Below are 19,546 nucleotides of genomic sequence, written 5' to 3' on the forward strand. Positions count from 1 at the left end.
GGCCGACAAATCCCCAGCAGGACAGTCAGGACGTCAGTCAGTCGATGGGTCAGACCCGCCAACGACATCACCACACACATCATCACTGTCAGTCGAGGTCGGCCACCTCGTCCGGGAACGGGTTGGTGGAGTTGCCGACCAGGTCCGCGATCGACTTGATCACCCGCGTCGGCCGGTACGGGTACAGCTCGGCCGTCGACTCCGCCGAGATGCCGGTGAGGACCAGGATCGTGCGCAGCCCCGCCTCCAGGCCGGACCGCACGTCGGTGTCCATCCGGTCACCGATCATCAGCGTGTTCGCCGAGTGCGCGCCCAGCGCGCGCAGCGCCGACCTCATCATCAACGGGTTCGGCTTGCCCACGTAGTACGGAGCACGGCCGGTGGCGCGTTCGATCAGCGCGGCGATCGAGCCGGTCGCGGGCAGCGAGCCCTCGCGGGACGGGCCGGTGGCGTCCGGGTTCGTCGCGATGAACCGCGCGCCCTCCTCCACCAGCCGGATCGCCTTGGTGATCGCGGTGAAGCTGTAGGTGCGGGTCTCGCCCAGCACCACGTAGTCGGGGTCGCGGTCGGTCAGCACGTAGCCGATCTCGTGCAGCGCCGTGGTCAGGCCCGCCTCCCCGATGACGAACGCCGAGCCGCCGGGCCGCTGCGAGTCGAGGAACCTGGCGGTGGCCAGCGCCGAGGTCCAGATCGCGGCCTCCGGCACGTCCAGGCCCGTGCGGGACAGGCGGGCCCGCAGGTCGCGCTGCGTGTAGATGGAGTTGTTCGTGAGCACCATGAACGGCGTCCCGTTGGCGGTGAGCTCGGCCACGAGCTCGCTCGACCCCGGGATCGGGTGCTCCTCGTGCACGAGCACGCCGTCCATGTCCATCAGGTAGTTCCACTGAGCGGCCATGGGCGACATGCTGCCGGCCGGCCGGCTCAGGCGTCGATCACGCGCCGGCGGAACGTCTCGATCAGCACCTGGTTGTAGCGCTCCAGCACGTCCCGCTCCTCGGGGGTGAAGCGCGACAGCACCTCGCGCAGCGTCTCCTGCGCCCCGGCGAACAGGGGGGCGAACTCGCCCTCGTCATGCACCGTGACCTCGACCAGCACCTTGCGCCGGTCGTGCGGGTCGCGCACCCGCCGCACGTACCCCGCCCGCTCCAGCCGGTCGATGACGCCGGTCACCGCGCCGGTCGACAGCCCGGACAGCTCCGCGATGCGACCGGCGGTGATCGGGCCCTCCGCGCGCATGGCCAGGTCCAGGCACTTCTCGTCGGTCGGTGACAGGCCCATCTGCTCGGCCACCCGGCTGTGGAACAGGATGGTGAGCGCGCTGGTCTCCCGCGCGTAGGCGCTGAAGCGCTCCAGCACGTCGGCGGGCACCTCGTGCTCACTCGTCATGTCAAGCAATTTAGCGTTCGCGCGCCGCGGCCCGGCATCCTCGTCCCCCACGCCGCTCACCGCCGTCCCCTGTTCGCGAGCGCACCCACCCGTGGTACCCGATTACCCTGGCAGGGGTGACAGCTGTCGAGTTGGGGCTACCCGTCGTGCGCGGCAACCCGGACACCTCCGAACGACCGGACTCACCGCTGCTGGTGGACCGGTTCGGCCGGGTCGCCACCGACCTGCGCGTGTCGTTGACCGACCGCTGCAACCTGCGCTGCACCTACTGCATGCCCGCGGAGGGCCTGGACTGGCTGCCGAAGCCCGACCTGCTCTCCGACGACGAGCTCGTCCGGCTCATCCGCATCGCGGTGACCGACCTGGGCGTGACCGACGTCCGGTTCACCGGCGGCGAGCCGCTGCTGAGGCCCGGCCTGGACGACGTGATCGCGGCCACCGCGGCGCTCCGGCCCCGGCCGCGCATCTCGATGACCACGAACGGGTTGACCTTGGCGCGGCGGGCCGCCGGGCTGGTGGCCGCGGGCCTCGACCGGGTGAACGTCTCGCTGGACACCCTCGACCCGAAGCGGTTCCTCGCGCTGACCAGGCGGGACCGGCTGTCGGACGTGTTCGCGGGCCTCGCCGCGGCCCGGGAGGCCGGGTTGACGCCGGTCAAGGTGAACACGGTGCTGATGCGCGGCGTGAACGAGGACGAGGCCGTGCCGCTGCTGCGCCACTGCCTGCGGCACGGCTACCAGCTGCGGTTCATCGAGCAGATGCCGCTGGACCCGCAGCACGGCTGGGACCGCGACGACATGGTGACCGCCGAGGAGATCCTGGCCGCCCTGCGCACCGAGTTCACGCTGACCCCCGAGCCCGGGGAGCGCGGCGGGGCGCCGGCCGAGCGGTGGCTGGTGGACGGCGGTCCGGCCGTGGTGGGCGTCATCGCGTCGGTGACGCGGCCGTTCTGCGCGGCGTGCGACCGGACCCGGCTCACCGCGGACGGCCAGGTGCGGAACTGCCTGTTCAGCCAGTCCGAGACGGACCTGAGAGCCTTGCTGCGCGGTGGCGCGTCGGACGACGACGTCGCGGGGGCGTGGCGCGGGAACTCGTGGGTCAAGGCGGCGGGGCACGGCATCAACTCGGCCGGCTTCGCCCAGCCGGACCGGCCCATGAGCGCGATCGGAGGGTGAGTTGCGGCTGACGGTGCGGTACTTCGCGGGCGCGCGTGCGGCGGTGGGGGTGGCCGACGAGAGCGTGGAGGTCGCCGGCGACGGGGCCACCGTGCGGGCCGCGATCGACGCCGTGCGCCACCGGCACGGTGAAAAACTGGCGCGCGTGCTGCCCGCGTGCAGCTTCCTGCTCGACGGGGTGGCGGTGCGCGACCACGACACGCCAGTGTTGTCCGGATCACAACTGGACGTGTTGCCGCCGTTCGCCGGTGGATGAGCCTTCTCCACTCTTGCGGATTAATACGTGAGCCAAACCTCACTTTAGGTGATTGATCTCGGTGGATCTCGGAACGGAAACAGACCGATAACGGTGCCCTGAGCTGGCTAAACGCGGTGCTCGGGTAGTCACTCTCCCGCGTTACAGTGACGTGCATCACATGCTCGATCATTTGGCGAGCGGCTCGCGGTTACGTACCGTCGCTTCTCGGTTGGCCCCGACCGACCAGAGCTAGACCGGGACGCCTCGCACCGAACCTGTCCACCGGTGTCCCGGAACACCCCCCGAGCGAGAGACAACCACCGGACAGGTAGCAAGCCGAGCGGCGTACCGGGCCCGAACCCGAGCCGGTCGAGCAGGTGCGGGTGGCTAGAGAGGGAAATGGCTTCTTACCGAGGCAAGCACCGTCCGACCACCAGTGCCACCGCCCGGAGCATCGCGAAGGTCGCCGTCGCCGGCGTCATCGTGGGCGCCCCGCTGGCCATGGCCGCCGGCACTGCCAGCGCGCAGGGCTCCGGCGTCAACTGGGACGCGGTCGCCGCGTGCGAGAGTGGCGGCAACTGGAGCATCAACACCGGCAACGGCTACTACGGCGGCTTGCAGTTCCTGCCGTCGACGTGGACCGCCAACGGCGGCTCCGGCCTTCCCCACCAGGCTTCCCGCGAGGAGCAGATCCGAGTGGCGGAGAACGTGCTGGCGAGCCAGGGCATCGGCGCCTGGCCCGTGTGCGGCCCCAAGGGCCTCGGCGGCGCCCCCGCGCCCGTGAGGTCCGCGCCTGCCCCCGTGCAGCAGGCCGCGCCGGCGCAGCCGCAGTACGCCCCCGTGCAGGAGGCCGCGCCGGTCCAGGAGGCTCCCGCCCCCGTGACCGTGGCGCTGCCGTCCTCGAACCCGCAGGGCGACTACGAGATCAAGGCGGGCGACAGCCTGTCGAAGATCGCGGAGGAGCTGAAGGTCGAAGGCGGTTGGGCCAAGCTGCACGAGCTCAACAAGGAGTTCATCCCGAACGCCGACCTGATCCTCCCGGGTCAGAAGATCGCGACGAAGTAGTCCGTGAGCCGGTGCGAGCCGGCTCACGACGGAACAGGGACCTCGGACCGCCCCCCTCGGCGGTCCGGGGTCCTCGTTCCCGTTCCGTTCCCGTTCCAGGGCTTCGGTGCCGGTCAGGTGCAGAACAAACCGGCCCGGCCAGGCACGGTGACCGGGCTCGTCGGCCCCGAGCAGAACAAACCGGCCCCGGCCAGGGATGGCGACCGGGCTCGTCGGCCGCGATCAGAACGACGCTGGCCAGGTTGGAACAGGCGGGCCGGGGTGAGTTGGCTCCGTCAGGATGGGCGGATCGGTTCGTCGGCCCCGGTCAGGGCATGTTGACCCACTCGTCGGTGCCGTCGGTGAAGACCTGCCGCTTCCACACGGGCAGCCGTCGCTTCACCTCGTCGACCAGTTCCGAGCACACCGCGAACGCCTCGCCCCGGTGCTCGGCGGACACCGCGCAGGCCAGCGCCACGTCCCCGATCGCCAGCGGACCGACCCGGTGGGACACGGCGACGGCGCGCACGCCGTCGAACCGGCTCACCACGTCCGCCACCACCTCGGCCACCACCGCGCCGGCCGTCGGGTGCCCCACGTACTCCAGTGCGCGCACCGAACGCCCGTGGTCGTGGTCGCGGACCACCCCGGCGAACGTCACCACCGCGCCCGCCGCCGCGTGCTCCACCAGCTTGGCGTGCTCGTCCACCGACAGCGGCTGATCGCTGACGGTCGCGCGCAGGACCTCGGTCATGCGTGGTCACCTCCGGCCACCTGGTCGAGGGCGTGCTCCAGCACGGTCGCGAGCACGTCCAACCCGTCGCGCACCCCGCCGGTCGAGCCGGGCAGGTTCACCACGAGCGTGCGGCCCGCGACGCCCGCCACCCCGCGCGACAGCACGGCCGTGGGCACGCGTGGCCAGCCTGACATGCGGATCGCGTCCGCCACACCCGGCACCTCGAAGTCCAGGACCGACCGGGTCGCCTCCGGGGTGCGGTCGGTGGGGCTGATGCCCGTGCCGCCGGTCGTGATGACGACCGCCACCCCGTCCGCCACGGCCGCGCGCAGCGCCTCGGCCACCGGCTCGCCGTCGGGCACCACCACCGGGTCCGGCACGTCGTAGGACCGCTCCCGCAGCCACCCGACGACGATCGGGCCGCCGCGGTCGGCGTACACGCCGGCGGACGCGCGGTTCGACGCCGTGATCACCCGCGCCACCCTGCGCACCGCCCCGGCCCCGGGACGGTCGGCGGGGCTCACGGGCGCTCCCACAGGCCGGTCTTGCCGCCCTCCTTGCGCTCGACCCGCACCGCGTCCAGCGACGCCGCCGGGTCGACCGCCTTCACCATGTCGTGCAGCGTCAGCCCGGCCACCGCCACGGCCGTCAACGCCTCCATCTCCACACCGGTGCGGTCGGTGGTGCGGACGGTCGCGGTGATGCGCACCTCGGCGTCACCCAGGGCCAGGTCCACCTTGATCCCCGACAGCGCGATCGGGTGGCACAGCGGCACCAGCTCCCAGGTGCGCTTGGCCGCCATGATCCCGGCGATCCGGGCGGTGGCCAGCGCGTCGCCCTTCGGCAGCCCGTCGCCGGCCAGCAGCGCCACCACCTCGTCCGTCGTGCGCAGCACACCGGACGCCACCGCCGTGCGCGTGGTCGGCTCCTTCTCGGACACGTCGACCATGCGCGCCGCGCCGGCGGCGTCCAAGTGGGTGAACTGGTTGCTCATGGGGCCGATGCTAGGCCTGAACCGCTTCCGTGGCGGCCTTGCGCACGGCCTCCGCCACGGCCGGTGCGACCGACGTGTCGAAGACGCTGGGCACGATGAACGACGCGTTGAGCCGGTCGCCGTCGACCACGTCCGCGATGGCGTTGGCGGCGGCGATGAGCATCGAGTCGGTGATGGTGCGGGCGTGCGCGTCGAGCAGGCCCCGGAACACGCCGGGGAACGCCAGCACGTTGTTGATCTGGTTGGGGAAGTCGCTGCGCCCGGTGGCCACGACGGCGGCGTGCTTCTGCGCCTCCATCGGGTCGATCTCGGGGTCCGGGTTGGCCAGCGCGAACACGATCGCGTCGGGGTTCATCGTGGCGACCTGGTCGGCGCCGAACAGGTTCGGCGCGGACACGCCGATGAAGACGTCCGCCCCGACCAGCGCGTCGTGCAGCCGGCCGCTGACGTTGTCCCGGTTCGTCGCCGCCGCGATGGACTTCAGGTTGTCGTCCAACCCGGGCCGGTCGCGGTGCACGATGCCGTCGACGTCGACCGCGACCACGTCACCGGGCTGCTGCTTGAGCAGCAACCGGATGATCGCGCTGCCCGCCGCGCCCACCCCGCACACCACGAGCTTGCAGTCGGAGATCTTCTTGCCGACCACCCGCAGGGCGTTGCGCAGCGCGCCGACGACGACGATCGCGGTGCCGTGCTGGTCGTCGTGGAACACCGGGATGTCGAGCTTCTCCCGCAGCCGCGCCTCGATCTCGAAGCAGCGGGGCGCGGCGATGTCCTCCAGGTTGATGCCGCCGTAGACGGGGGCGATCAGCTCGACCGCGCGGATGATCTCCTCGGTGTCCTGGGTGTCCAGGCAGACCGGCCAGGCGTCGACGCCCGCGAACTTCTTGAACAGCGCGGCCTTGCCCTCCATCACCGGCAGCGCGGCGGCGGGGCCGATGTTGCCCAGGCCGAGCACGGCGGAGCCGTCGGTGACCACGGCGACCGTGTTGCGCTTGATGGTGAGCCGGCGGGCGTCGTCCGGGTTCTCCGCGATGGCCATGCAGACCCGGGCGACGCCGGGGGTGTAGGCGCGGGAGAGGTCGTCGCGGTTGCGCAGCGGCACCTTGGACGCGATCTCGATCTTGCCGCCGAGGTGGACCAGGAACGTCCGGTCGGACACCTTGCGGACGACGATCCCGGGCAGCAGCTCCAGGGTGTCGGTGATGTCCTTGGCGTGGTTGGCCGACAGCGCGTTGCAGGTGAGGTCGATGATCACCCGGTCGGTGTGCGACTCGACGACGTCGAACGCGGTGATCACGCCGCCCGCCCGGCCGACGGCCGAGGTCAGGTCGCCGGCGGCCGACGCCGACGGCGGGGCCTCCAGCCGGACGGTGATCGAGTAACCAGGGCCGGGGACCGGCATCGAACCTCCCAGAACGGCACAGCTCAAGAAGGGGACGAGCGTAGTCCGCCGGGATTTGCGGAACGCGCGCGGCTCGCCGGCCGCGCGCGACCGGTCTAGCGGTTGATCTCCGTCACCGGGTGCCGGTAGCCCAGCTCCTCGGCGGGCAGCGGGAAGGTGACCTGGCCGAACGGGGACAGGGCGCCCTGCACGTCGCTGGCCAGCTCGGACACCGCGTACTTGCCGTCGGCCGGCGCCTCCGGCCAGTGCGGGTCGATGCGCTCGGGGCGGGCCTTGGCCACGATTCCTCCTCGGTGGTGCCTTCGTCAGCGACAAGTGTGCCTCATCTGCGCTGGTGGCGACTCGGGGTGCCCGGCGGTGGGAGCGAGAGCCACGTCACGCGGGCGGTTGCCTCCCTCGGTGCGGTGACGGGTTTCGGGGGCTGGTCAGCGCCCGGCCGGCGGTCGGCATATACCGTGGTGAGGATGTCCGGCACGACCCTCGCCGAGTGGCTGCGGGCGCAGGACGACTCCGCGCTCGTGGCCCTGCTGCGCGCCCGGCCGGACCTGGCCACGCCCCCACCGGCCGACACGACCGTGCTCGCCACCCGCATCGGGTCGCGGGCCTCGGTGGCGCGGGCCTGCGAAGACCTCGACACGCTCACGCTGACGGTGCTGGAAGCGCTGCTCGTGCTGGACGCCGACCTCGCCCCGGTCGGCAGGTCCGCCGTGCAGGCGCTGTTCGGCCGCACGGACGTCGGTCCGGCCCTGGACGCGCTGCGCGCCCGCGCGCTGCTGTGGGGTGGCGACCACGCCCTGTCCACCCCGCCCGCCACCAGGGACGCGGTCAACCCGTTCCCCTGCGGCCTCGGCCGCTCGGTGCCGCGCCTGGCCGACGCCGACCTGGGCGCGTTGGACCCCGACGAGCTCCGTGTCCTCCAGACCCTCGCCGCGGGCCCGCCGGTCGGGCAGACCAAGGACGCCGCGCACGTCGTGTCGCTGGCCAACGCCAGGACGCCGATCCAGAAGCTGCTCGCCCGCGGCCTGCTGGTCCGGCGGGACGCGCAGACCGTCGAGCTGCCCCGCGAGATCGGCCTGAAGGTCCGGGGTGACCAGCCGCTGGGCGCGATCCGCACCACCGAGCCGCCGCTGACCACGTTCCGCCGCGCCACCTCCGACGTCGACCACACCGGCGGCGGCGAGGCGCTGGAGCTGTCCCGGCACGTGGAGACCCTGCTCCGCAACTGGTCGGAGGACCCGCCGCCGGTGCTGCGGTCGGGCGGGGTCGGCGTGCGGGAGCTGCGCAAGCTCGCCAAGGACCTCGACGTGGACGAGCGCCGGGCGTCGCTGCTGGTCGAGCTGGTGGTCAACGCGGGCCTCGTCGCCGACACCGAGGGCCTCGAACCGGAGTGGGTGCCGACCACGCAGACCGACGCGTGGCTGGTCGCCGCACCCGAGCACCGGTGGGCGACGCTGGCCCAGGCGTGGCTCGACCTGCCGCGCCTGCCGGGGCTGATCGGGCAGCGCGGCAGCCAGGTCCAACTCGGCGGTGACCGACTGCTCAACCCGCTCGCGCCCGAGCTGAACCGGCCGGCCGCGCCCCGTGACCGGCGGCGCATCCTCGAAGCGCTGGCCGCGCTGGAGCCGGGCACCGCCGTGACGGACCCGGACGAGCTGGCCGCCGTGCTGGCGTGGCGCGCGCCCCGGCGGGGTGGGCGGCTGCGGGACGAGCTGGTGCGCTGGACCGTGGAGGAGGGCACACGGGTCGGGGTGCTGGCCCACAACGCGATCACCTCCCAGGGCCGCACCCTGCTCACCGAGGGCCCCGGCCCGGCCGCGAAGCGGCTCGGTGACGCCCTGCCCGCCCCGGTGGACCACGTGCTGGTGCAGGCCGACCTGACCGTCGTCGCGCCCGGACGGCTGGACCCCGAGCTGGCCGACGAGATCGCGCTGGTGGCCGACGTCGAGTCGGCGGGCAGCGCCACCGTCTACCGGGTGCGGGAGAGCTCGGTGCGACGCGCGTTCGACGCCGGCCGCAGTGCCGCCGACCTGCACGAGCTGTTCCGGGCGCGGTCGCGCACGCCGGTGCCGCAGTCGTTGACCTACCTGATCGACGACGCGGCCCGCAAGCACGGCCGGTTGCGCGGTGGCGCGGCCGGGTCGTTCCTGCGCTGCGACGACCCGGTGCTGATCGCGGAGGTGCTGGCGCACGCGGAGGCCGAGCGGTTGGGGTTGCGCAAGATCGCGCCGACCGTCCTGGTGAGCCCGTCACCGCTGGTCGAGGTGCTGGACGGGCTGCGGGCGGCCGGTTTCGCGCCCGCCGCCGAGGGCCCCGACGGCCACGTGATGGACCTGCGGTCCGGTGGTCGGCGGATCACCGGCAAGGGCCGCCGCAGGCCGGTGCAGCCGACCACCCCGTCGGACGAGCAGCTGGACGAGCTGGTGCGCCTGGTGCGGGCGGGTGACCGGGCGGCGACGACCACCGGCGGCGCCCGGGTGTCCGTGCCGGGTCACCTCGGCGCGGGGCCGTCAGCGACGCTCGAACTGCTCCAGCGGGCCGCGAAGGAGGGGCGCAGCGTCCTGGTCGACTTCGTGGACGGCCACGGCACCGCCGCCCGCCGCGTGATCACGCCGCAGTTCGTCGGCGGCGGCGTGCTGGAGGGCGTGGACGTCAGCTACGGCGAGGTGCGCCGGTTCCCGCTGCACCGCATCACGTCCGCCGCCCTCGTGGAAGGCGACAACGCGTAACCCCCCGATGGTGAGCGATCTTCACCTGACCGGGAATGACCTGACGCCTTAACGTTCGATAGCGGTGTTACACAGCCGCACAGCACCATGCGGGCGTCGAACGGCCGGGTGAACCCCGCTCCGCTCGGGCACGCCGAAGGGCGACCACCTACGAAGAGGCCGCCCTTCGGCGAAACAGGCCCGTGACCAGGTCCGACCTGATCCGCGGCGGTACGCCGGAGGGCGGCCCCACGACCGGGACCGCATCCTCTTCGTCTTCGACCCGCAACGGCGAGCGATCCTGCTCGTCGCCGGCGACAAGTCCGCCGACTGGCGAGGCTGGTACGAGCGCAACATACCGACGGCCGACCAGCGGTTCGACGAGCACCTCGCCCAGCCGGCTCCAGGAAGGACTGGCCGATGGCCCGTTCGTGGAAGGCCGTCAAGGCGGACAAGGCGAGCCGCGACGTCGCCGCCGGCCGCGATGTGGAACAGGTCCGCGAGGACGCGCGCAACCGCACCCACGCCTACATCCTCGGGTTTCGCCTGGCCCGGTTGCGAGAGGAGCGCGGGCTGTCGCAGAGCCAGGTCGCGTCACGCATGGGGATCAGCCAGCCGAGGATCAGCCAGCTGGAACGCGGCGACGTCGACCAGATGGTCGTAGAGACCCTCGCCCGCTACATCACCGCTCTCGGCGGACGACTGCGCGTCGTGGCCGACTTCGAAGACCACGACGTGACCGTCTCCACCAGCGAGATCGACCGGACCGCCGTGACGGCCTGAGCCGCCGACCCACGCCGGGCACGCCGGAGGGCGGCCCCACGACCGGGACCGCCCTCGGACGAAGAACCTGCGATCAGCCCGCGCGGACCGACATCCACTGGCGCATGGCGTGCTCGACCAACGTGATCAACGTCTGCTTGGTCGACTGCCGGTTGCGCGCGTCGCACGTCACGATCGGCACCGACTGGTCGATCGTCAGCGCGTCCCGCACGTCCTCGATGCGGTGGTGCAGCAGCCCGTCGAAGCAGTTGACCCCCACCACGTACGGCAGCTGCCGGTCGTCGAAGAAGTCGATCGAGGCGAACGCGTCCGCCAACCGACGGGTGTCCACCAGCACGATCGCGCCGATCGCACCGCGCACCAGGTCGTCCCACATGAACCAGAACCGGTGCTGGCCCGGTGTGCCGAACAGGTACAGGATGAGGTCCTGGTCCAGCGACACCCGGCCGAAGTCCATGGCCACCGTCGTGGTGACCTTGTTCGGCGTGGCCGAGAGGTCGTCGACCCCGGCGCTGGCCTCGGTCATCACCGCTTCGGTGGTCAGCGGAACGATCTCCGACACGGAACCGACGAACGTCGTCTTGCCCACGCCGAAGCCACCGGCCACCACGATCTTCGCGGAGGTCGTCGGCTTCCGTTCGCCATCGGCCGCGTTGGGGCTAGAGCCTGCGAAGCCCACTGAGCACCCTCTCAAGGAAATCAATGGACGGCCGGTCCCCCACGACCAAGCCGCCCTGGTGAATCAAAACCAAACCCATGCTCGCCATGTCACCGATCAGCACCCTCGCCACGCCGAGCGGCAGCCGGAGGTGAGCGGCGACTTCGGCCACCGACCTGGTGTCGGTGCACAACCCGCAGATCGAGCGGTGCTCAGGGAGCACCGCCGCGTCGCGTTCGAGCCCGCGCTCGCTGGTCGACACCAGCGCCTCGATCGCGAGGTCGTAATCGGGCCGGGTGCGGCCACCGGTCCTGGTGTACGGGCGCACCAGGGAGCCGGACTCGGCCGCGGGGTTCTCCTCGCGCCGCACGACCGGCTGCGGACCGGTCGTGTAGGGCACCTGCTCCGGCACGCTGTCGGGCAGGTGACCGCCGAACAGGTCGGCGCCCGGACCCCCGAACAGGCCGTTGCCGTACCCGTCGATGTCGAACCGGTTGGGAACGTCGTCGTAGTCGTACGACGAGTCGTCAACCTCACGCTGAGACATATCGCCTTGCCCCTGCCCTGTGCCTTCGACCCGTGACCCCGGCGCCTGTCCCGCCCGGCGACCCGGCCACGAGTTGGGTACGTCCTCGGCTTCCTCGTCCTGTGCGGGGTCGGCATCCGGCTCAGCGAATTGGAAGCCCCCGACCGCCCACTCCTGGTAGTTGAAGTTCCTACCGAAGCGGCGGCCGCCGGCGCCAGATCGTTCAGCCATTTACCTTCACCCCCACGATCTCATGAGGATCTACCGCCGAACCACGCCCTGGAGCTGCGCGCGCAGCTCCGGGGTGAGCTGCTGGCCGACGCGCTCCACCAGGAGCGTCATCTCGTACGCGACCAGGCCGATGTCGCAGTTCGGGGCGGCCAGCACGGCGAGGCACGAGCCGTCGCTGATCGACATGAGGAACAGGTAGCCCCGTTCCATCTCGACCACGGTCTGGTTGACCGCGCCCGCCTCGAAGCACCGGGCCGCGCCCGCCGTGAGGCTGACGAGGCCCGATGCCACGGCGGACAGCTGCTCGGCGCGGTCGCGGGGCAGACCCTGCGATCCGGCGAGCAGCAGCCCGTCCGCGGACACGACCACGGAATGTGCCACACCGGGAACCCGGCGCACGAAGTCGGTGATAAGCCAACCAAAGCTGCCTGGCTGAGCTGCGGTCGTCACTCCTGCTCCTCGTCTTGCCGGCTCGACACGTCACCAGCGTAAGCGTCGATCAAAGCGTGCCGCCCTCGATGGACGCCCTGCTGAAGACTCGACATGCGTCCACGGATCGCGTCAGCCGATCGTGGTGGCAGCGGGGGCCGCTGCGGTTGCCGCTCCGTCGCCGTCGGCTTCGGTGCGGCGGATCCCGGCACAAGCTGAGCCTTGGGCACCCGCTTGGGCAACCCCGCCTGTGTCGTGGTCTCTGGGGCCTTGTTCAGCAAGGCCTGTGCCGCCTGCCACCCCTCGTCGGCGGGGGACTCCCACACCGACGCGGCGGACGCCGCGGGCTCGGGTTCGGCGACCGGTTCGGGCTCGGTCACGCGGGACACCTCCGCGGCGCGCTTGGGCAGGTTGGTGGGTGAACCGGGTTGCCTCTTCGGCAGCCCGCCCTCGGTCAGACTAGTGCCCTCGGCGCGGTTGGTCGCGGTCTCGCCCCGCTGGGGCAGGACACCACCGTCGTTCTCGCGCTGCGGCACGGGGTTGCGACCCGAGTCGAGCAGGCCGCGCTGCGGCAGCGGGTCGTCGGACGTGGTGGGCGCGACCGGCGGGATCGGGCGCGGCTTGCGGGTCGGCAGACCCGACTCCTCGCGCGCCGGCCGCTCCGGCTCGGGCGCCGGTGGCACCGCCTGGGCGGTCGCCGCCGACGTCTCGCTGCCCACGGCCTGGAACCACTGCGAGAGGACCGCCTCGTAGATCGGCAGCCGCTCGGTCGGGGCGTCCAAGTCGTGCTCGACCTCCCTGGCCGCGGCTCGCGGGGCCGAGCCGTTGCGGTGCGCGGGCTCGGGCTCCGGGTCGACCAGGAAGCCGCTGTCCGGCGCGGGCGCGAACTGGGTCGTCTCGAAGCCGTGCTCGTAGTCGTTGTCGTGCTCGGTGCGGTCCTCGTAGGCGGTGAACAGGGTCGGCTCGCCGAACGAGCCCTCCGGCTCGCGCTCGACGTCGCGCTCCCCGCCCGACAGCCACGGCTGCGACACCTCGGCGGGCGCCTCCGCGGGCACCTCACCGAACGCCGACGGCTCACCGAAGCCGGTCACGCGGGCCGGGTCCTGCTCGCCCTCGCCCTGCACGAAGCTCACCGGGAACGCCGGCTCGTCCTCGATGCGGGACATGCTCGGGAAGCTGAAGTCCTCGTCGGACCGGGACGACGAGTCGTCCAGGCGGGACATGGTGCCGGTGCCGAACGCGCCGGCGATGCCGGAGGCCCGCTGCGCCGTCGCACCGAAACCGGAGTCCCCGAAACCGGAGTCACCGAACGCCGACGCGGGCTCGGCGCCCAGCGGGGAGCCCATCGCACCCGGCGAGGCGACCAGCGTGTCCGGCACGAGCACGAGCGCGGTGGTGCCGCCCTCGATGTCCTCGTTGGACCGCAGCCGCACCTTGATGTCGTGCCGCTTGGCCAGTCGCGCGACCACGTACAGGCCCATCCGGCGGGACACCGCGACGTCCACGTCCGGCGGGTCGGCCAGCCGCTGGTTCGCGTCGGTGATCTCCTGCTCGCCCATGCCGACGCCGCGGTCCTGGATCTCGATCGCCAGCTCGCCCTTGCGGGTGCGGGCGGTGCGCACGGTGACCTTGGTCACCGGGTCGGAGAACGCGGTCGCGTTGTCGAGCAGCTCCGCGATCAGGTGGACGAGGTCGTTGACCGCGCGGCCCTGGACGGTCAGCTCCGGGGTCTGGCCGACCTGCACGCGGGCGTACTGCTCGACCTCGGACACCGCGGCGCCGAGCACCTCGGCGGCGGGCACCGGGCGGGTCAGCCGGCGGGACAGGTCCGTGCCGGACAGGACCAGCAGGTTCTCGCTGTTGCGCCGCATGCGGGTGGCGAGGTGGTCCAGCTCGAACAGGCTGGCGAGCTGGTCGGGGTCCTGCTCGTCCTGCTCCAGCCGGTCGATCAGGTTCAGCTGGCGCTCGACCAGGGCCTGCGAGCGGCGGGACAGGTTGACGAACATCGAGTTGACGTTGTCGCGCAGCAGCGCCTGCTCGGCGGCCAGCCGCACGGCCTCGCCGTGCACCGCGTCGAACGCCCGCGCCACCTGGCCGACCTCTTCGCGGGTGGTGATCGGCACCGGCGCGATGGCCGTCTTCGCCGCTTCCTCCGGGTTCGGGTCCGCGAGGATCCGGCCGACCGCCTCCGGCAGGCCGTGGTCCGCGACCTCCAGGGCGACGCGGCGCAGCGTGCGCAGCGGGTTGAGGATCGAGCGGGCCACGAACAGGGCCATGACCAGGGCCAGCAGCAACGCGCCCAGCACGATCGCGGAGTCGCGGAACGCGGCGGCGCGCGCCTCGCCGGTCAGCTCGTCGGTGCGGTTCTGCAGCTGCTCCAGCAGCAGCTTCTCCACGTCCCGGGTGAGGTTCACGGTCAGCGTGGACGCGATGTCCCACTTCTCGGGTCGCAGGGAGGTCAGCGGTTGCCCGGCCGCAGCCAGGTTCAGCGCGGTCTCCTGCATGTCGTTCGCGGTGTCGACGATCAGACCGGTGACCGTGTCGTCGTAGATCTTGGCCTGGTCGGCGGTCGCGGACTTGCGGAAGTCGTTGCGGGCCGCGTCGAGCTCGGCGTTCGCGGCCAGCAGCTGGCGCTGCTGACCGGGGCCGAAGGCGCCGCTCTGGAAGACGTCGAGCATGATGCCGCGCTTGCGCGACTCCTGCTCCTTGATGCGGGCGATCGCGTTGGTGGCCAGGTGCAGCCGCACCAGCTCGGGCTCGTTGATGCCCGCGATGGCCTGCTCACCGAGGTCGAGGAGGCTCTCCACCGACTCGGAGTAGGTGCGCATGACCGCTTCGGACGGGTAGTGCGTCTCGCGGACCGCGTTGCGCAGGCTGTTGAGCCGGTCGAGCTGGCTGGACGCCCGGCGGAACCGGGTCACGACCTCGTCGTCGAGGTCGGCGCTCAGGTCCGCGATCTTGCCGTTGAGGCCCTGCACCGTGTCCTCGACGCGGCGCAGCTGGCGGTCCAGCACCACGCGGTCGAGCTGCTTGCCGGACGCGACGTGGCTCGCGCTCAGGTCGCGCTCGCGCTGGAGCTGCTGCACCAGGTCCGCGACGGCCGACTCCAGCTGGACCTGGTTCGCGAGCCGGTTGAGCTCGCTCGCGTCCGCCAGGTCGGAGTTGACCCGCAGGCCGCCGAGGGCGACCGCGGCGACGGTGGGGATCAGCAGGACGGCGGTCAGCTTGGTCGGCAGCCGCCAGTTGCGCAGCCGCCAGCCGGACGTCCGGGCCTGCTGCTGCCGCCCGGCCGCCGTCGTCGGGGCCTTGGTCGTCCCGGTACCCGTTGACTCGGTCACAGTTCCATCACTCAGCGCAGCCAGTCCGTCACCCGTTCCGGGCCTTTCGGAGCGCGGTGGAATCCCCACGCCTGACTGGCTGGGACGTCTCTCTCGACGGGCCACCCTGGGCTTCCTCTTCCGGCAGCAGTGTTCCCCGGCCTCTCCCCCGCGGACCGAAGCATGGACTCGAAATCGGGCCGAATTGCAGCACAGGAGCAGTGGTGCCGGCTAGTCACCCCACCCCCGCGCAGGGACACGGCGGTCTGTGACGACCTGTGCCACCAGGCGGGGAGCGTAGTGCTCGACCCCAGCTCCGGGGAAGACTCCGGAAGCACTCACCGTATCGGAGCAGGGCTGTCGTTTCATACCTCTGGGTGGTTACGATCCCCCGCATCGACAACTGCGTCGAAAAATTCGTTGATCAAAAGACCCCGCTCTCGAGGTCATCCCGGCGAGAGGTGCCATGCCTACCCCAGCACGTGTTCTGCGACGTGCGGCAGCGTTGTTCGCGTGTGCCGCCACCTTGACGGCGTGCGGACTGCTGCCCGGCACCGACGGGAACAGCACTCCCAACGTGGAACGCAGCACACTGCGCATCGGCGTGCTGCCCGTGGTGGACGTGGCACCGCTGCGCCTCGCCTACAACAACAAGCTCTTCGAGAAAGCCGGCCTGCAGGTGCAGCTCGTCCCGCTGAACAGCGAGGTCGAGGGCGTCAAGCAGCTGGACACGACCCTGGACCTGACCTGGGGGAGCTACGTCACGCTGTTCCGCAGCTTCTCCGAGGGCACGGAGATCCAGTTGCAGGGCGAGGCGTACCAGGCGGGCGCGAACACGATGGCGCTGGTCACGCTGGACGCGAACTACGACCGGCCCGGCAAGCTGGGCAGCCCGCGCATCGCCGTGCCGGCGACCGACGACATCGGCGCGCTGACCACGAAGGCCGTGCTCAGGACCGCCGGCGTGGAGAAGCAGCGGATCAGGCCGGTCCAGCTGCCGTTCGACCAGATGGTGACCGCGATGGAGGCCAAGCAGGTCGACGCGGCGTGGATGACCGAGCCGTACATCACCCAGGCCCAGCGCAACTCCGGCGCCCGCATCCTCACCGACACCGCGCTCGGCCCGACCAAGGACTTCCCCATGTCGGGGTACGCGTCGAGCAAGAAGTTCGCCGACGGCAACCCGCGCACGCTGGCGCTGTTCCGGCAGGTCCTGCGGGACGCGCAGGAGGCGGCGTCGAACGACAAGCTGTCCGTGCAGAACGCGCTGACCGGGTACATGGACGTGGACCAGCAGACCGCCGCGCTGGTGTCGGTGGGCACGTTCCCGCTGTCGCTCAACCCGGCCCGGCTCCAGCGCGTCGCGGACATGATGGACACCGAAGAGGTGCTCTCGGAGCGCTTGGACGTCGGCGGGTTGTTGCCGCCCGGAACCGGTGACTGACTCACCGTTATTGTTTGCTGTGCGTATTGGGGGCCTTACCGAATGCGGTAAGGCCCCCAATTTTTCGCGGTTAAGGCTTGGTCAAGCAGATCGTGGTAGCGGGCTGTGAGTAAACGGACACGGTGTCGCCGCTCTCGCACTCGTTCTCGTCCGCCCGGCCCTCGATGACCTTGCCCGCCTTGTAGGTCGCGCTCGAATCGCAGGTCACCTTGGTGGTTTTGGCCGCGACAATCGAGCCCTCCTGCTTGAAGCAGTCGCCCTCGGCGGCGTTGAGCATCAGGCACAGCTTGAAGCCGTCGCTGCGCCGGCCGCCGCTGTCGGAGTACTCGGCGTAGTCGCCGTCCGGGCAGGCGTCGGTGCTGCTGTCGAGGTTGGCGGCCACCTTGAACGCCGCCTCGCGGGAGGAGCAGTCGACCTTCTCGACGTCGGCGTCGGTGACGCTCGCGGAGACGATCTTGATGCACTCGCCCGCCTCGGCGCCGGCGGGACCGGTGGCGTTGGCGATCAGGCCCGCGACCACGATGCCCACGATGCCCAGCAGGACCACGGCGACCAGCGCCTTGGCACCCCGTGAGGTGCCCTTGGCCGGTGGCGGCGGGAACTGCGGCGGGTAGCCCGGCTGACCCGGGTAGCCGGGGTGACCCGGATGACCGGGGTGGCCGGGCTGCCCGGGTTGGCCCGGCTGCGCGTACTGCGGCGGCTGACCCTGGTAGCCCGGCTGCGGCTGGTAGCCCGGCTGCGGCTGGTAACCCGGCTGCGGCTGGTAGCCGGGCTGCGGGTACCCGGGATGCGGGTAGGGCTCATGCTGGTGGGGCTGCTGCGGGTTGGACTGGTCCGGCGGCGGGGCCGGGAAACCCTGCGGCGACGACGGCGGGCCCCAACCCGGCTGCGGGGGTGGCGGGAAGCCCTGCGGCTGATCCGGGGGCGGCGGCTGGTGGGGAGGCGTGGTCACCTGCGGTTCCTCTCGACATCGACGAGCGGAACCTACCGCCGGGCACCGGCGCGGCGCAGCGGTTTCAGCCCTTGTCGGACACCGGGACCAGGCAGAACGTGACGGCGGGCTCGGGGTAGGTCACCGTCTGGCCGTGGGCGCAGTCGCCCGGTTCACGGCCGGCGCGCACCACGCGGACCGCCTCGGCGGTGGTGCAGTCGACCCGGCGCATCCCGGCCGTCTTGTCGCCCTGGTAGCAGGCCCCCTGGATGAAGTTCGGGATCAGGCAGAGCGTGTCGGAGCGGGTGAAGATCGTGTACGGCGCACCGCCCGTGGGGCACTGGGAGGCGTCGTCGACGACCTTGGCGACCCGCACGTTGGCCTGGTCGGACGCGCAGTCCAACGCCCGGTAGCGAGCGCCCTCGTCGACCCGCTGGAGGCTCGCGCAGACGCTCGGCGGGGGATCACCGGAGTCACCGCCGAGCAGCGTGAACGCGAACGCGCCCGCCACCACGACCGCGACCGCACCGACACCGAACCCGATCTTCCGCATGGAACAGGGCATCGGCACGGTCGCGCGCGAGGTTGAGCGGGTTCACCCGCCGGGGTTCACACGGCGGCGGGCAGCGCACGTCACACCCGGACGTGCGTCACACCGGGCGCGGGGCACACCGGACGCACGTCACAGCCGGACGTGCGTCACATCTCGGCGGGTGCCAGGCAGTACGTGACGGACGGCTCCGGGTAGGCCATGCCCGCGCCGTCCGGGCACGCCTCGAGGTCGGTGGAGCCCTTGATGACCTTGGTCACCTTGATGGTCTCCGGGCCGGTGCACTCGGTCTTCACGAACCCGGTGCCCTCGTCGGGCTTGTAGCAGCCGCCCTCGGCCATGTTGGGCAGCAGGCACAGCTTGTAGCCGTCGCCGGCGCCACCGGCCGGCACGATCTCGGTGTACAGGCCTTCCTCGGGGCAGGCGCCGTCGGTCGCGTCGAGGACCTTGCCGACCTGGTAGGACGCCTTGGCGTCGGTGCAGTCGAGGGTGTCGACCTGGGCGCGGTCGTCGTTCTCGGCGCTCAGGCTGACGCAGTCGCCGGCCTCGGCGTTGGCGGAACCACCCATGAGGTAGCGCACGCCGAACACGATGACGGCGAGCAGCAGCAGCACCAGCACGACGGCGAGGACGATCTTCTTGCCGTTGCCGCCGCCACCCGACCCGGCCGCGGTGGAACCGGGCTCGTCGGAGGCCGGTGCGTCGGAGGCCGGCTCGTCGGCGGAGGACGCCACGGGCTCGGCGGAGGGGGCCGGACGAGCGCCGGGAACGGCGGTCGGACCGGCGGGCGTGACGGGCTCGTTGCCGGACACGGGCTGGTCCCGCGCGCCGGCACCGGTCTCGGGGGTGGCGTCGGGCTCGACGGTCCCGGAACCGAGACCGGACGACGCCGGGGTGGAGAGTTCCCGCTCCGACGCGGCCGCGGCGGCGTCCTGCGCGGCCGCGATGCGCGCGGCGTCGGCGGGCGGCACGTCCGGGTGGGCGGCGGGATCGC

The 19,546-nt window shown here is 71.9% G+C and carries 20 protein-coding genes and 1 pseudogene; 7 read left to right on the plus strand and 14 right to left on the minus strand.

Translation table 11 applies throughout. The features are described from left to right. Positions 1–88 precede the first annotated feature (88 nt). Both AB0G02_RS12285 and AB0G02_RS12290 read right to left on the minus strand, forming a co-directional pair. The gene (locus tag AB0G02_RS12285; RefSeq protein ID WP_360792958.1) at positions 89–895 is read right to left on the minus strand and encodes an HAD-IIA family hydrolase; all 807 of its coding nucleotides are present in this window, start codon (positions 893–895) and stop codon (positions 89–91) included. Between the two features lie 26 nt (positions 896–921). Further along, positions 922–1,386, minus strand: coding sequence for a MarR family transcriptional regulator (locus tag AB0G02_RS12290; RefSeq protein ID WP_360792960.1), 465 nt, complete (start codon positions 1,384–1,386; stop codon positions 922–924). Between the two features lie 116 nt (positions 1,387–1,502). Here AB0G02_RS12290 and moaA point away from each other — a divergent pair, with 116 nt between their 5' ends. The 3 genes from moaA (at position 1,503) to AB0G02_RS12305 (ending at position 3,864) form a co-directional block, all read left to right on the plus strand. Then, positions 1,503–2,561 carry a GTP 3',8-cyclase MoaA gene (gene moaA, locus AB0G02_RS12295; protein ID WP_360792962.1) on the plus strand — a complete coding sequence of 353 codons (1,059 nt, stop codon included), beginning with the start codon at positions 1,503–1,505 and terminating at the stop codon, positions 2,559–2,561. A gap of 1 nt (position 2,562) precedes the next feature. Continuing rightward, positions 2,563–2,817 (plus strand): MoaD/ThiS family protein, encoded by a 255-nt coding sequence (locus AB0G02_RS12300; protein WP_360792964.1) that lies wholly within the window; start codon positions 2,563–2,565, stop codon positions 2,815–2,817. A 381-nt stretch (positions 2,818–3,198) separates the two neighbouring features. Then, a complete protein-coding gene (locus tag AB0G02_RS12305; protein ID WP_360792966.1) occupies positions 3,199–3,864 on the plus strand; it encodes a transglycosylase family protein in 666 nt (221 codons plus the stop codon). 307 nt (positions 3,865–4,171) lie between these two features. Here the strand turns inward: AB0G02_RS12305 and AB0G02_RS12310 are convergent, their stop codons facing one another. From AB0G02_RS12310 to AB0G02_RS12330, 5 genes are all read right to left on the minus strand, one after another. Next, positions 4,172–4,597, minus strand: coding sequence for a molybdenum cofactor biosynthesis protein MoaE (locus tag AB0G02_RS12310; RefSeq protein ID WP_360792968.1), 426 nt, complete (start codon positions 4,595–4,597; stop codon positions 4,172–4,174). Further along, positions 4,594–5,103, minus strand: a complete 510-nt coding sequence (locus AB0G02_RS12315; RefSeq protein WP_360792970.1) for a MogA/MoaB family molybdenum cofactor biosynthesis protein — start codon at positions 5,101–5,103, stop codon at positions 4,594–4,596. The genes AB0G02_RS12310 and AB0G02_RS12315 overlap by 4 nt, the downstream gene beginning before the upstream one ends. After that, positions 5,100–5,573, minus strand: a complete 474-nt coding sequence (moaC, locus tag AB0G02_RS12320) for a cyclic pyranopterin monophosphate synthase MoaC (protein WP_360792972.1) — start codon at positions 5,571–5,573, stop codon at positions 5,100–5,102. Before moaC ends, AB0G02_RS12315 begins: the two co-directional genes overlap by 4 nt. A 10-nt stretch (positions 5,574–5,583) precedes the next feature. Then, the gene (locus AB0G02_RS12325) at positions 5,584–6,978 is read right to left on the minus strand and encodes an NAD-dependent malic enzyme (RefSeq protein WP_360792974.1); all 1,395 of its coding nucleotides are present in this window, start codon (positions 6,976–6,978) and stop codon (positions 5,584–5,586) included. Between the two features lie 95 nt (positions 6,979–7,073). Continuing rightward, on the minus strand, positions 7,074–7,259 hold the full coding sequence (locus tag AB0G02_RS12330) for a hypothetical protein (RefSeq protein ID WP_360792976.1): 186 nt from the start codon (positions 7,257–7,259) through the stop codon (positions 7,074–7,076). A gap of 183 nt (positions 7,260–7,442) precedes the next feature. Between AB0G02_RS12330 and AB0G02_RS12335 the strand changes: the two genes are divergently transcribed. The 3 genes and pseudogenes from AB0G02_RS12335 (at position 7,443) to AB0G02_RS12345 (ending at position 10,466) form a co-directional block, all read left to right on the plus strand. Next, positions 7,443–9,704 (plus strand): helicase-associated domain-containing protein, encoded by a 2,262-nt coding sequence (locus AB0G02_RS12335; RefSeq protein ID WP_360792978.1) that lies wholly within the window; start codon positions 7,443–7,445, stop codon positions 9,702–9,704. A gap of 241 nt (positions 9,705–9,945) precedes the next feature. Beyond that, a pseudogene (locus tag AB0G02_RS12340) lies at positions 9,946–10,050 on the plus strand (type II toxin-antitoxin system RelE/ParE family toxin); the annotation flags it as partial. A gap of 53 nt (positions 10,051–10,103) precedes the next feature. Next, positions 10,104–10,466, plus strand: coding sequence for an XRE family transcriptional regulator (locus AB0G02_RS12345; RefSeq protein WP_360792980.1), 363 nt, complete (start codon positions 10,104–10,106; stop codon positions 10,464–10,466). Between the two features lie 73 nt (positions 10,467–10,539). Here AB0G02_RS12345 and AB0G02_RS12350 read toward each other — a convergent pair whose 3' ends face one another. Genes AB0G02_RS12350 through AB0G02_RS12365 form a run of 4 tightly spaced genes read right to left on the minus strand, consistent with a single transcriptional unit; the run spans position 10,540 to position 15,648 of the window. Next, on the minus strand, positions 10,540–11,145 hold the full coding sequence (locus AB0G02_RS12350; protein ID WP_360792982.1) for an ATP/GTP-binding protein: 606 nt from the start codon (positions 11,143–11,145) through the stop codon (positions 10,540–10,542). Further along, positions 11,126–11,881 carry a DUF742 domain-containing protein gene (locus AB0G02_RS12355; protein WP_360792984.1) on the minus strand — a complete coding sequence of 252 codons (756 nt, stop codon included), beginning with the start codon at positions 11,879–11,881 and terminating at the stop codon, positions 11,126–11,128. Before AB0G02_RS12355 ends, AB0G02_RS12350 begins: the two co-directional genes overlap by 20 nt. A gap of 30 nt (positions 11,882–11,911) precedes the next feature. After that, entirely contained in the window at positions 11,912–12,331 is a 420-nt protein-coding gene (locus AB0G02_RS12360; protein ID WP_189221129.1) for a roadblock/LC7 domain-containing protein, read from the minus strand. Next, positions 12,328–15,648, minus strand: a complete 3,321-nt coding sequence (locus AB0G02_RS12365; RefSeq protein WP_360792986.1) for a nitrate- and nitrite sensing domain-containing protein — start codon at positions 15,646–15,648, stop codon at positions 12,328–12,330. The genes AB0G02_RS12360 and AB0G02_RS12365 overlap by 4 nt, the downstream gene beginning before the upstream one ends. 556 nt (positions 15,649–16,204) lie before the next feature. Here AB0G02_RS12365 and AB0G02_RS12370 point away from each other — a divergent pair. Next, on the plus strand, positions 16,205–17,071 hold the full coding sequence (locus AB0G02_RS12370; RefSeq protein WP_360792988.1) for an ABC transporter substrate-binding protein: 867 nt from the start codon (positions 16,205–16,207) through the stop codon (positions 17,069–17,071). Between the two features lie 70 nt (positions 17,072–17,141). On the opposite strand, the gene AB0G02_RS12375 is transcribed toward AB0G02_RS12370, so the two are convergent. The 3 genes from AB0G02_RS12375 to AB0G02_RS12385 form a co-directional block, all read right to left on the minus strand. After that, positions 17,142–18,023, minus strand: a complete 882-nt coding sequence (locus AB0G02_RS12375) for a hypothetical protein (protein ID WP_360792990.1) — start codon at positions 18,021–18,023, stop codon at positions 17,142–17,144. Positions 18,024–18,087: 64 nt separating this feature from the next. After that, positions 18,088–18,555, minus strand: coding sequence for a hypothetical protein (locus AB0G02_RS12380; protein ID WP_360792992.1), 468 nt, complete (start codon positions 18,553–18,555; stop codon positions 18,088–18,090). A 146-nt stretch (positions 18,556–18,701) separates the two neighbouring features. Further along, positions 18,702–19,546: hypothetical protein (locus AB0G02_RS12385; protein WP_360792994.1), on the minus strand; the 845-nt coding region annotated here is incomplete at its 5' end.

Origin of the sequence: Actinosynnema sp. NPDC023658 (assembly GCF_040639995.1) — a bacterium.
Lineage (GTDB): Bacteria > Actinomycetota > Actinomycetes > Mycobacteriales > Pseudonocardiaceae > Actinosynnema.

Bases quoted from the DNA above. Each gene is read 5' to 3' on its own strand.
- AB0G02_RS12380 (WP_360792992.1), bottom strand. From the start codon at position 18,555: ATGCGGAAGATCGGGTTCGGTGTCGGTGCGGTCGCGGTCGTGGTGGCG.
- AB0G02_RS12355 (WP_360792984.1), bottom strand. From the start codon at position 11,881: ATGGCTGAACGATCTGGCGCCGGCGGCCGCCGCTTCGGTAGGAACTTC.
- AB0G02_RS12345 (WP_360792980.1), top strand. From the start codon at position 10,104: ATGGCCCGTTCGTGGAAGGCCGTCAAGGCGGACAAGGCGAGCCGCGAC.
- AB0G02_RS12290 (WP_360792960.1), bottom strand. From the start codon at position 1,386: ATGACGAGTGAGCACGAGGTGCCCGCCGACGTGCTGGAGCGCTTCAGC.
- AB0G02_RS12305 (WP_360792966.1), top strand. From the start codon at position 3,199: ATGGCTTCTTACCGAGGCAAGCACCGTCCGACCACCAGTGCCACCGCC.
- AB0G02_RS12285 (WP_360792958.1), bottom strand. From the start codon at position 895: ATGGCCGCTCAGTGGAACTACCTGATGGACATGGACGGCGTGCTCGTG.
- AB0G02_RS12325 (WP_360792974.1), bottom strand. From the start codon at position 6,978: ATGCCGGTCCCCGGCCCTGGTTACTCGATCACCGTCCGGCTGGAGGCC.
- AB0G02_RS12310 (WP_360792968.1), bottom strand. From the start codon at position 4,597: ATGACCGAGGTCCTGCGCGCGACCGTCAGCGATCAGCCGCTGTCGGTG.
- AB0G02_RS12335 (WP_360792978.1), top strand. From the start codon at position 7,443: ATGTCCGGCACGACCCTCGCCGAGTGGCTGCGGGCGCAGGACGACTCC.
- moaC (WP_360792972.1), bottom strand. From the start codon at position 5,573: ATGAGCAACCAGTTCACCCACTTGGACGCCGCCGGCGCGGCGCGCATG.